General features: G+C 47.6%; 10 protein-coding genes. 5 read left to right on the top strand and 5 right to left on the bottom strand.

The window, feature by feature from the left end:
* The 3 genes from KDK13_RS04115 to KDK13_RS04105 all read left to right on the top strand — a co-directional run.
* Positions 1-1,205: hypothetical protein (locus tag KDK13_RS04115; protein ID WP_257283653.1), on the top strand; the 1,205-nt coding region annotated here is incomplete at its 5' end.
* Positions 1,206-1,392: 187 nt separating this feature from the next.
* Complete coding sequence (locus tag KDK13_RS04110) at positions 1,393-2,250, top strand: C2H2-type zinc finger protein (protein ID WP_257283652.1); 858 nt, start codon at positions 1,393-1,395, stop codon at positions 2,248-2,250.
* A gap of 198 nt (positions 2,251-2,448) precedes the next feature.
* Entirely contained in the window at positions 2,449-3,081 is a 633-nt protein-coding gene (locus tag KDK13_RS04105; protein WP_257283651.1) for a deoxynucleoside kinase, read from the top strand.
* 45 nt (positions 3,082-3,126) lie between these two features.
* Here the strand turns inward: KDK13_RS04105 and KDK13_RS04100 are convergent, their stop codons facing one another.
* Both KDK13_RS04100 and KDK13_RS04095 read right to left on the bottom strand, forming a co-directional pair.
* Complete coding sequence (locus KDK13_RS04100; protein ID WP_257283650.1) at positions 3,127-4,224, bottom strand: enoyl-CoA hydratase/isomerase family protein; 1,098 nt, start codon at positions 4,222-4,224, stop codon at positions 3,127-3,129.
* 101 nt (positions 4,225-4,325) lie between these two features.
* Positions 4,326-7,145, bottom strand: a complete 2,820-nt coding sequence (locus tag KDK13_RS04095; RefSeq protein ID WP_257283649.1) for an insulinase family protein — start codon at positions 7,143-7,145, stop codon at positions 4,326-4,328.
* A gap of 436 nt (positions 7,146-7,581) precedes the next feature.
* Here KDK13_RS04095 and pdxH point away from each other — a divergent pair, with 436 nt between their 5' ends.
* Both pdxH and KDK13_RS04085 read left to right on the top strand, forming a co-directional pair.
* Entirely contained in the window at positions 7,582-8,229 is a 648-nt protein-coding gene (gene pdxH / locus KDK13_RS04090) for a pyridoxamine 5'-phosphate oxidase (protein ID WP_257283648.1), read from the top strand.
* 30 nt (positions 8,230-8,259) lie between these two features.
* Positions 8,260-9,156, top strand: coding sequence for a DNA replication terminus site-binding protein (locus tag KDK13_RS04085; protein ID WP_257283646.1), 897 nt, complete (start codon positions 8,260-8,262; stop codon positions 9,154-9,156).
* 3 nt (positions 9,157-9,159) lie between these two features.
* Here the strand turns inward: KDK13_RS04085 and KDK13_RS04080 are convergent, their stop codons facing one another.
* The 3 genes from KDK13_RS04080 to KDK13_RS04070 all read right to left on the bottom strand — a co-directional run bounded on the left by KDK13_RS04080 (position 9,160) and on the right by KDK13_RS04070 (position 12,320).
* Positions 9,160-9,402, bottom strand: coding sequence for a GrxA family glutaredoxin (locus KDK13_RS04080; RefSeq protein ID WP_257283644.1), 243 nt, complete (start codon positions 9,400-9,402; stop codon positions 9,160-9,162).
* A gap of 87 nt (positions 9,403-9,489) precedes the next feature.
* Entirely contained in the window at positions 9,490-11,682 is a 2,193-nt protein-coding gene (locus tag KDK13_RS04075; protein ID WP_257283643.1) for a tRNA(Met) cytidine acetyltransferase TmcA, read from the bottom strand.
* A gap of 5 nt (positions 11,683-11,687) precedes the next feature.
* Positions 11,688-12,320, bottom strand: coding sequence for a peptidylprolyl isomerase (locus KDK13_RS04070; protein ID WP_373692205.1), 633 nt, complete (start codon positions 12,318-12,320; stop codon positions 11,688-11,690).
* Positions 12,321-12,631: the final 311 nt, after the last annotated feature.

The following is a 12,631-nucleotide window of genomic DNA, read 5'->3' as shown; positions in this document are numbered from 1 at the left end:
TAATTCAACAGTTCAATAATTTAATGCACAGTCCTATTTCTTATGTTCAATTACAAGCAGATTCTGGTCGACTTTCTTCAGTACGGGATGTCACTTTTTCTGAACATGGTGCATCAGGGCAGGCCTTCTCCCGTCGTGTTGCAGAAGCAGACTCTATTCCATGCCCCCTGCGTACTGATGAGATAACTGAAAACCACCTTCAACAGCCAACGGTGCCTTTTCATAATCCATTTCATGATTCCCGTTTTAAGAAAAGGTCGGTAGTCATCGTTGTCAGCCATGCCATAAAAGATCATCCACTTCATATACCAGTCAGGACAGAAGCACAGAATGATAAACCTGCTCCTGCCTATATTCCTGATAATGAACGTTTTTCGATCCAGTCAATTTTGGGTTTACGTCAATCATCCCTGCAAGGCTCATCAGTTGTTGATAACAACCGTACTCAGAAGTCTGACGAAAGTTGCTTATTACCAATTCAACGTCAAAGTAATCGCTATCAGAATGACCCCGATTACGTAAAACGTCTCAGACCTCGTCAAGGGAAGCGCTACCAGATTGACCCCGATTTCCTGAAACGCCTAAGGCCCCGTAAAGAGAAGCGCTGCCAGAATGATCCCGATTTCGCACAGCGCAAAAGGGAGCGCAAAAGGGAGCGCAAAAAGACGCGCTACCAGAATGACCCTGATTTCGCACAGCACGTAAGGGAGCGCGCAAGAGCGAACAGAAAGAAGCTTCGCAAAGACCCTGCTTACGTACAACGTGAAAGGGAGCGCGAAAGGGAGCGCAAAAAGGAGCTTCGCAAAAATCCTGCCTACGCCCAACGTGAAAGGAAGCGCCAAAGGGAGCGCTACCAGAATGATCCTGTTTATGCACAGAAGATAAGGGATCGTGTAAGGGAGCGAAATAGAGAACGCCAAAGAGAGCTTCGCAATGACCCCGCTTTCGTAAAACGCGAAATAGAACGCCTAAGGAAGCTTCGCAAAAACCCCGCTTATGCAGAGCGCATGAGGCAGAAACAAAGAGAGCGCTATAAGAATGATCCCGATTTTGCAGAGCGCCGGAGGGAGTACCAGAGGGAAAAATATCGTAATAATCCTGATTATGTAGCACAACAAAAGGAATACCAAAGGAAGCGCCGATCGAAAAATTGCAGGAAGCAAGCTACATTCGCTGAAGGGAAAACCATCCAGTCAGCCAATTAGCCGGAAACCCAAGTGAATTCAGGACTAAATTCAGAGGTTGAGGCAATGCAATGTCCCTGCAACCATTTAGATGATGACAAGGAGTTTTTAAAGTTATTTTTCATAAATACTGAGTCAGTTTTGTCAGGGAGGAACTTTTATAAAAAAGAGTGGTCTTAAGTATGGAGTTCAATAACTTGACAATCCAATGAATAAACCTAACTTTTCTGCACAACCAAATGCTTTTTCAGGTAGCACTTACAATTTACCTGAGTCTGTAATTTCAGGTCAGATGTTCTTCCGTGAAGTTGCAGAAGAAGCTAATATTCAATGTGCTTTGCGTACTGATGATACGGCCAAAAACCAGCATCACAAACCGACTATACATCTTCGTAGCCCGTTTGACGCCCGCCGGTTTGAAGAAAGATCAATAGCAACCATAGCAACCGTAGATAGCCACACTGATGTAACCAGACCATCTTGCTCAACGGACAGAAAAGAGCCACTTAAAAACAATCAAATACCAAAATATAATCCAAGCAATGAATCTTTTTCCATTGAATCACTATTGAAGCCTGAATCCAAAAGCTTGACTTCACACTATATGGGTACGGAAGTTCAATCCATTGATAAACCTGATTCTACAAGCTCAATGAATCAATCTGGATTTCAATTTACAGTAAAAATGCCGGTAGAAGATCTTGAAATTGAGAAGAATGAACAAGAACCAAATAAAAATACATTTAAATCATCACATAACAAGCGCGGTAAAAAACCTAAACATGATACTACACGTCATTTAAACAATAACTTGACCCAATCAGAAAAAAAACCGTTTCAATGTCAAACATGTACGAAAAGATTCAATCACAAATCTGATTTAAAGAAACATTTCATTATCCACACAGGGGCTAGACCATTTCATTGTCTGATATGCACGAAATCCTTTACTCAGTCTTCCAACTTATATACTCATATAAAAAAAATACATAAAATTGACCCTTTTTATCAAAAAACTGGATTGAAAAGTGAACGACCTGTGAATGAACAGTCTGCCAAAGATTGACAGGAAATATTCAGCCCCAGTTAACTCGTTTAATATAATGCCTTTTTAAAGGTCAATGAAAGCTTATAACGGCCAAGCCTAACGCCCTTTCCGCCTATTACTTATTGATCATGGACGCTTAACCTCATAAAGTGCCTGACCTTCTCATGACAAGTACGGAAGTGTCATGAGTTGTATCACCAGTCACCGGGGTCATTAATGAAGCAAACCAACCACTTTGTCGCTGTAGAAGCCAACATTGCTGCAGGAAAGTCAACTCTACTCCCCAAACTTGCAAAAGAGCTGGGCTGGGAAGCCATTCAGGAGCCTGTGAATGACCCGGAATTTACACGCTTGCTTCAGGATTTCACAGACCATCCAAACGATGCGGGTAAGCGCATTCAGTTTCAGGAATACATTACCAATCGCAGGGCCAGCATTGTTGAGCAGTTGCCCACTGACCGCAACTATTTGATTGAGCGCTCCCTCTACTCTGACTTGATTTTTACCCAGGCGAACTTTCTGGGAATGACAACACCAGATGAGCGCTATATGCTGCATTACTGTGAAATCCAGCGGAGACTGAATGATTATCCGGTTATCAGCGCGGTCATTTATCTCAGAACCGCTCCGAAAATTGCCCATAGTCGTCTGATTGAGCGAGCAAGAAGCGCGGAAGACGGAACGCCTCTGACATACCTCTGCGACATCCATAACTATCATGAGGCCATTTTGCCACAAATCTGCCGATCAATGGGTACACCACTAATCACAGTTGACTGGGATGACTTTGGCTGTGAAAAAAACCTGGCAAAACAACTGCTGGAAGTAATTCAACCGGTCAATCCATGAAGTAAAGATCAGGCAATAAGCCTGATCTTTTTCAGTGTCTGTCAATCAGAGATCATGAAGTGGATTCTCTGGCCAGGGTGAACTGAACAACTCATTCAATAGTTGTTCATCAACCTGATCAACGGCTTTAAATTTCCACTGCGGATTTTTATCCTTCTCAACCAGGAGTGACCGGACACCTTCGCAGAAATCGCCCTTGAGCACCGTATTCACAGACAGAGCCAATTCACTCTGAAATGCCTCCTTAAGCGACATGTGCCCGGCTTTCTGTAACTGTCGATAGCTGATAGCTGCCGACAGTGGGGAGCCATTAAGTGCCGTTTTTCTGGCGGCCAGCAACCACTCATCATCGGTCTCAAGGCGATCAATGGCAGACATCACACTGGCCAGTGATGGTTGATCCATCAACCCGGCAATCAAGTCCCTGTGCTCGCGCACCTTCGAATATGGCAGCCAACCGGCACTTTTTTCCCGATATTGCTGTATCACCCCATAAACGACATCGTGGGCTTGAGAATCGCCCCAGTCTGCTTGCTGCAGAGACTCCAGAACATTGTCACGAAATGCATGATCAATAAAACGGTTAGCAAAACCGGCATAGATCGCATCAGCCGCATTAAGCCGACACCCGGTCAGCGCCATAAACAGGCCAAGCCTGGCTGGCAGATGGCTCAGGATCCAACTTCCGGCAACATCGGGATAGAGACCAATACTGATTTCAGGCATGGCCAGCTTTGAAGTATCAGTCACTATTCTGAAATCAGCACCAGCCATCAGACCGATACCGCCCCCCATCACAATACCATTACCCCAGCAGATAACAGGCTTTGGATAGGTATGGATCATGTAGTCAACACGATACTCGGTTGCAAAAAAATGACCGGGAACCTCAGGCTTGCCATCAACGATGGCCTGCCTCAGTGCCCGGACATCACCACCAGCACAAAATGCCTTTTCACCGCTGCCCTGCATAAACACGGCAACAATATCATCATTATCACGCCAATCAGAAAACTGGTTAAGCAGCAAGTCAATCATGGACTGATTTAATGCATTCAATGTTTTTTCAGTATTCAGCGTAATCAGACCAATCTTTTTATTATCCCGGGCATTCAGTTCACAAAACAGAACGTCAGCGGCCATATAAATCACCCCTCAATATCCGTTGGGAAAAGCATATGTAACTGAGTATTGATTATCAATGAAAATACCATAGAGAAATCAAAACTGCCCCAAAAGACAGGCTATTCGCTAACCGGAAGATCCTTCAGACAATCAATGGTATTGCACTCGATTCTGTCAGTCTCTTTCCGGTATGCCTTTTTGTGAGGCGCACCAAACGAACGAATAACAAGCTTTCCCTTGTTTTCCATCAGCCTTGCCAGTGCAGACTGCATATCCTGAGGCTTGAGTTTGCGAATTTCATCGGCAATTTTCACTCTATTCTCAAACTCCAGCTCGCCACTGGCAATTCCCTGCCAGAAACGACCATTACGTTCATCCATATTGTCGTCTTTCTTCAACAAGTCACCGATTAATCCCTGACGGTACTGTTCCAGCTCTTGTTCTGTCAGTGATGCCAATACCGTTTCCTGATCGTTTAAAAACTGATCTACACGGCCTTCCAGGCCAATAGGGTCCAGCTTTGGCGATTGAACAACAAAAATGACACCAGGATGTTTCTCAAAGGGACGAGGTCCGGCAAATACCACATACCCCAGCTGTTGCTCAGTTCGCAGGCTGTTAAAAAATGGATTTGCCAGCAGGCGGCCAAGCAGGGCATATCGGGCTCTTTCCCGGTTATCCGTTTCGGGAATCTGGTAATAACTGATCAACATTGAGTCATCATGCTCAATATCCATAGTCAGAACACGGTTTGCATCTCCCAACAGGTGGAATGGCAGGTCAAAGCGCTCCCGACGGTTATCATCATTCAATAATACCGACTCCACCATTGACGACAGTGTTAATGCTTCCTGTTTGCTGTGGTTGCCATAAACCAGCATTTCTATATGAATCTGCTGGTAAAAGGCACGAGCGTATGTCATCAATTGCTTAAAAGTGACCTTTTCAGCAGCGTTCAACAGAACATCATCCTCAGGATAGGCAGGATAGGTTGCCTGGCTGAGCGCATCCATACCCAATCGGTATGGCGCATGGAACTTCTTATTTTTCAGTCCCCTGACCAGTACGGCCTGCTCCTGTTCAAATGCGCTTTTCTCAGGCTTAAAGGTTTCTATTGCCTTGAGAATGTCCTCCAGTAAAACGGCCTGTTTGTCCTGATATCCGGCAAGGCTGATTAACAGTCCACGCCGACCGGCTGTTATGCTGTAATTAAGGCCCGCCTCTTTGGCCGGATAGCCATATTCATTAAGACTTCTTGTCAGCAGGGATTTATATATCTGGATCAATACATTTTCATCAGGCGTGGCTGAAGCAGCTGGTGTGGAAATCATCACCCGCACATTCCCACGGGGCATATTGAAACTGGTATCGGTCAGACTCCATACCCGTAATCCCGGTTCTTCAAGAATAACTGAGGGCTCACTGGCCGGACTGCTTTCATGCAAGTCAAGGTTACTTGCGATAAAAGGGTTAGGCTCAGGAATAGTCAGTGACTGTCTTGCAACCGGGGTTTTCAACCGTTTAACCAGATCTTCTGACAGAGCCTGAATGCTGTATTTTGTCTCAAAAAAGGGTTCAGTCTTATCGGTAGACAGATTCTGTGCAATGACCACCTGACGTAGATTTTCCGGAGTCATTCTGGCCAGATAACCAGAGATCAGCTCAGGGTCGTATGAATCATAGAGGTAATTGGCTTCAAGCAGATGTTCCGGTGGCAGGTAGTGCATTCTGGCCGCCAGTCCTGAGACGGTCTGCTGCGGATTACGGTCTTCCTGATAGCGAAAGGCCAGTTCTGCAATTTGCTGACTCTCTTCATAGAGCCATGGCTGGAGACCTTCTCTGCGAATAAGGTCAAGATAGTCAAATACCATTGCAGTGATCTCATCCACCTGGGTCAACCCTTCAGGCGTCAGCTCCATGCGCACAGTAAACTCACTGTACTCGTTGGGAAGGTCACTGCTGTAGGCGGCCAGTGAGTCAATCAGACCGTGTTCTTTCAACAGACTGTGCAAACTGCCTTTGCCCTCATAGCCAATGATTCGGGCAAGATAGCCCAGTGGCTTGATATGGTAAAAAGGCTGTGCACTGGGTACTGGAAAACTTAAAGACAGAACCCGGGTATCCTTTAAAGGCACAATATTAATCCGGGCCTGAAGCTCATCCCGTGTGTATGGCTGTTTACCAATGGCCAGGTCAGGTTTTGCACCTGATGGCACCGCCGAAAAAGAGGTATTTACCCACTGCTCAAGGGTGTCCAGTGGCTCTTTTCCATAAACAACAACGCCCATGTTGGAAGCAACATAATATTGGTCGTGAAAATCCTTTAACGACTGCCAGAGCTGACCGTCACGATCATTTAGAGTATCAAGACTGCCTATATTAAACCGGCTCTTCGGATGATTCGGATTCGACGTTGCATTAAGCGCCATGAACAGGCGCCAGCCATCCTCCCTGGCGTGCAGCCGATATTCTGAATCTACCGCATTTATTTCACGCTCTACGTAGTTCGGATCCAACCTGGGCGCAATAAAAAACTGGGCAAGTCGATCCAGTGCCGACTGCAGCTGGCCGCTGTTAATATCAAAATAGTAGTTAGTGCGTACATCTGCAGTATAAGCATTACTGCTGCCACCATTGGCACGAATAAATTCAGAGTAACTGTCTACGTCCGGGTACTTTTCCGTACCCATAAACAACATATGTTCAAGAAAGTGGGCAAGCCCAAGACGGTCATCAGGATCCTGGTAACTACCAACATTAACATCGACAGCGGCAGCAGACTTGTCGGTATCCGGATCCGAGATCAGCAGCACCTTCAGGCCATTATCCAGAGTGATATGGCGGTAATCACGGTCATCAGCAGGACTTTTTATCACGTCTCCCGGGGTCACAAGGGCTTCTCTCTCCGTCGTCATTGAACAACCTGTTATTGAAACCATGGTTAGTACTCCAGCAACCATTGACACCAGTTTTTTTAACATATCAGCTTTTACTTTCCGAAACATCATATAATCTTTTGATCCATTCTGTTCTGTTCGGCTTGCTGGCATCCTGTTGAAGCTAAGACGTTAACAGAAACAAACCAGGGTTAGAGCCAATCAGCAAATTACCAAGTCAGGAAACAATCAGGGAGTTCTGGCAAATCACCAACTATCCATCTTTTTTCACATCACTCAATCGAGGTAATGAGTGTCAGCATGGCGCATCTTTATGTGAACTACAACCGTTATACTATGTCCTCGCAGCTCATGGCCCTGGTACTTATCAATAGTCAGGATGCGTCAGGCAAAACGCATCGCTGAACACTGTCAAGAATGCAGTGTCGCGGTTAAAATAAGAAGACATTTAGAAGACATTTAATAGTACAGTGCCGCCATGGATATCAGCCATTTAAGAGAAGAGTACACTCAGGCAGGACTCAGCCGGGAAAACCTGGGAACAAGCCCTTTTGACCAGTTTGAGCTCTGGTTTGAGCAGGCCCGGCATGCGCAGCTTGCCGAACCCAATGCCATGAGCCTTGCTACCGTTTCTTCATCCGGTATTCCATCCCTGAGAACGGTACTCCTCAAGTATTTCGACCCGTCTGGCTTTGTCTTTTTCACCAATTACAGCAGTAATAAAGCCAGAGATATTACCGGCAATCCCCACGTTGCCATTATGTTTCCCTGGGTTGCCCTTGAACGACAGGTTGTCATTCAGGGCAAGGCAGAAAAAATTTCAACATCTGAATCACTGCGGTACTTTACCAGCCGCCCTCATGGCAGTCAGCTCGGCGCCTGGGTATCACATCAGAGTTCGGTAATTACCGGGCGCAAGGTTCTGGAATTGAAGCTTGAAGAGATGAAACGTAAATTCAGGGAAGGTAAAATTCCTTTACCGGATTTCTGGGGTGGCTATCGCGTAGTGCCGGAAAAGATTGAATTCTGGCAAGGTCGGCCAAACCGCCTTCACGATCGTTTTCAATATACCCGGTTGTCCGCAGATAAGGACTGTGACTGGCAAATCGATCGCCTTTCTCCCTAACCCGTCAGGTGACTTTTTTATGAGTACATTATGAGTAAAGAAACCGCTGCAAGAATCGCCGTAAGGGATGCGCTTATTCAACTGGTAGAACTGAATCGTTCATTTCGGGAATCCATTGAATCTGACCATGGCTTACCTGTCTGGATCATGGAAACGGAACCCGAAGCCACAAACCAACATGCCCTGGCAGCGGCCATTGCCACTCGACTGACCTATATCGAAGCACAGAACAAACAGGAAACCGCCCGCTTGACCGGATTGGTCGGTGTTTCCGGGCAGACCCTACAACTGGGTGAACAACTGAACCTCTGTCGTGATCAGTTTAAAAAAGCGATAGCTGACTTTCGCAAGCTATTTGGCGACAGTATAGAGGCCATTGAACAGGCATCCGATGATTTGCGTGATGGCGTACTGGGTGGGCTTCAGGTCAAGCATCTGCACTTTGTGCAATGTTACCGACAACTCAAGCTCTTTGCGGAGCCCCCCAGTCGGGTTGGTTTCAGCTGGGCTGCCAGTCACAGCGGAACGGTCAGGCTGACCGCCGAAGAAGCGATTGACCATTTCAGGAAGAAATACATAGCCTCTGTCGCCGTTAATGACGACATTTGCCTTCTGGAGAAGATGCCTGCCGAAGAAGTGGTGGTGATCAAGCGCATACTGGCTCCCCACCTGAGGGCTAATATTACCTGGCCCAGAGATATCCAGATGCTCAGGCAGGTGGACCCGGCACTGAAAAAACAGTATCCGGCACAGATTAACTCTCCCCTACCCCTGTTCATTCAGCTGAAGCCGGGAGAGCCGTTACCGGAGTTTAACAGAATCCGCCCCTTTGACCCGTCTGCCAGACAGGAAAGACTGCAGCGCAGTGACGCTCGTCTGGTCAAGATTAACGACAATCCCCATTCAAGGATCTACCGCTATGCATGACGCTCAGGCTTCTTTTTCTTTGAGATAAGCTTCCAGATCCGTACAGCCGCCAACGTACTGCTGACCATGAAAAATCTGGGGAACCGTTTCAACTTCCCTGCCGACGGTTTTGGACAGGTCAGCCTTACTGATCCCCTCTTCGTAGATATCAACGTATTTGAAAGGCAAACCTTTCGACTCCAGCAGCTGCCTGGCACGTACACAGAATCCACAGCCAGGACGGCCAAACACAGTAAACCGATCCATTATTTTTGCTCCATCAGGTTCACAGGAAAGCACCCAGCTGGTTCAGATCAGCGCAGACCAAATGGGTATGAACCAGGCACTATAACGCTAATGGCCTGACAAGTGCAGCCTGTTTTGAACAGAAATCAGCTCTCTCAGACAATGCCGGGCCTGCTTTTCTCCAGAAAAATTGCAGGCCTCAACCACCTGATGCCAGGAGTGGTTTTGAATCACCCGACTGACAAGCAGCCTTGCCTGCGCAGTATCTGTTCCACCAGCCCCAAGTATTCGAAAGGCCACTCTTTTGATGACATCAATGCAATTCTCATATTGCCTCTGCCCCTCGGTGAAAGACACCAGCTCACGCTGATGGTCGCCGGACAACGCAAAATACTCACTGCTCCGGATTATCGGTCCCATCATGGCAAGGATGGCAGCAACCACCTCAGTATCAAGCTCTTTGAGTTCATCCATCAATAACCACTGAAGCTGGAACAGGCATTTCTTATGGGCCTTATGAACCAGGCGTTCTGCAGGGAGCGATAATGGCTTGAGCATCATGACTGAATGGGTACCACTGGCAGCGTCTCTCGACAAACCAACCCGCACTGGCACATAAGAAGCATTGTCCCAGAACTTCAGAAGGTCATCAGTGGCGCCAAACACTGTTCCGAGGTAATCAATGGGCTTACAGGAGGCATCCTGCTGGAGTTTATCCAGCATTGTTCTACCCAGACCCATTCTCTGACAATCCGGGTGAACCGCGATTCTGATTACCCGGAGTCCTTCCAGAAAGATGGCTTCCGGTAAGCCCAGATGGTTACTCAGTGACTGCGGCAGCAGGTGACCGCGGACCCGGCGCCTGCCCAGCCAGATATCATCTGCCAGAAAAGGCTCAATGCCACCTTCTCTCGCTGCCAGAAGCACAGAAACCAACCGTTCCTTCCGATCAAAAAGACCGTATACCTCCATATTCCCGCCATCCAGAAGATGGCGAAGGTCAAATGGCCGTGTCTGGTAATGAGCCAGTACCAGCAAACCAAATATCTGACTTAACAAGTCTTCATTGAACAATAATTCTTCAGCGGATATCTGCCGGAAAGTACATTGCTCCGAATGGATACTTTCAGGCTTATCAATCACCGTCGGCACGGCATTCAGTAGCAGTGCCCTGAATACAAAACTCTCCAGAGGATCTTCCGGCTGCCAGCGAACCGGCTCTGTCATTCTCAACCCGTGCCACTGAGGTGTTTTGCTATCCAGAACTTTCCTGAAGCGTATGGCAAAACCCCGTCCGGTTCCTTCGTAACCATGAATGGTGGTGGCATAAACAATTCGACTGTAGTGAGCCAGCATTTTTTCCAGCAAGGGTGTGGGAATGGCTGCCGCCTCATCAACCAGCAACAGCTGTGTTGCCGGCAGCGTCTGGACCAGGTCATCTGGAGCGATAAACTGAAGCCTGCCTGAAAGAGCGGCATGACGTTCACCCAACACGTTACCGGCATGCTGAAAGACTATATCTGCTGCACTTCTCGAGGGAGCAGTGATGGTTATATGCTCAACACCTGCCAGCAACAGCTGTGCTGCCGCGATGCCGAGGGATGCACTTTTACCTCTGCCCCGATCAGCCGTCAGCACCAGCGGGCGACGACGGTGTCCACGAAACACCTTATGTATTCCCCGGACCGCCAGCATTTGTGATCGGGTTTTACAGGGCGCAGTGACCGCCTCCTCCGTTTCTCCATGTGTTTTTTTACCAAGATTATCTTTAACCGCCTGAATCCGTAATACTCCGCTCTGAGTCAGTAGAGATAACTGATCGGAGGTTTTAATAATTTGAGACAGGCGCTGCAGATATCTTCCGGAAACATCCTCAATTTGTTGAGGATAAACCAGCATACGACGATGTTCAGGATCATGGAAATATTGCCATTGATCCAATGCGGGTGTTAACAGCACCATAAGACCACCGGCACATAACGTACCACTGATGGCACCAAACGCATCGACATCAAAGCCTGCATGGGCATTAAAGATAATGTTCCGATGCTCTTTGCCTAACCGGGATAGACATTTTTTTGCAGCGATAACCTCTATACCAGAGGGTACAAAATTAGAGAAACCTTCTCCAATCAGAAGAACAGATTCCCCTGCCAGGGCCAGTACCATTTCAACCACTTGAGTCTTACACCAGTCCGCATCGCCTGCACATACCAGCAGATGCCGGTGGCCAGACTTCCTGGCAGCTGATTTTAACGATCGGGCCAGTTCACAAGGGGTAGAAATGGTCTGTTTACGCATGGATATCAGGAAGCCTCAGGCTCGATTTCAGCTGAGTTCCCACCCTCTTTCACAACATACGCTTTATTGATAATGACCGGGTCTACGGGTACATCACCGTGTGGGCCACGATAACCCGTCTTCACTCTGGCAATACTGTCTACCACATCCATTCCTTTGACGACATGACCAAACACGGCATAACCTGCCTTGTAGGGCATGCCATTGAGGAATTCATTGTCTTTCAGATTGATGAAAAACTGGGAGGTCGCACTGTCAGCGATCTGGGTTCTGGCCATGGCAATGGAGCCGCGACTGTTTTCCAGTCGCTGATGCAGCAGCGACTCGTTTTTGATAGGAGCGCGGGTTGCCCGCTGGTTCATGTCCGGCGTAAAGCCTCCCCCCTGGATCATGAAATCATTAATCACCCGGTGGAATACCAGTCCGTTGTAAAAGCCACTTTCAACATAGTCGAGAAAGTTGTTGACGGTAACGGGAGCCTCTTCGGGCGCCAACATCAAAACAATATCTCCCTTGCTGGTTTCCAGAACCACCTGGAGCGCTGCCATCTTCCTGGCGTTCCTGGTGATGTCGGGTGTCTCTGTTGCTGCACCACTGGCCAGGGCTGCACCACTGGCCAGGGCTGTCATAAAAAGGATGGCGCTTCCAAGCAACCAGTTTCGCATCGGACGCATTGATTCTCTCCAAAGCAGAAAAAGTTAAAACCACTTTATGCTATACAAATGGATAGACAGTAAATGCTCTGAAGCAAGAAAAAAAGCCTATTTGGCATTTGCCGGTTTTTGACAGGGAAATCAGCAAAAGAAATGCGTGAGGGCTTGCAAATAGAGTCCGTTAAGGTAATATACCTCCCGCCTGAAGGGACGAACAGAATACTTTTCAACCCTTCTTGTGTCGGAGCGTAGCGCAGCCTGGTAGCGCACCACAATGGGGTTGTGGGGGTCGGAGG

This window comes from Endozoicomonas sp. SESOKO1, from assembly GCF_024606265.1.
GTDB lineage: Bacteria > Pseudomonadota > Gammaproteobacteria > Pseudomonadales > Endozoicomonadaceae > Endozoicomonas.
Note: the sequence above shows the minus strand (reverse complement) of the source record. Positions and strands in the feature narration are given on the sequence as shown.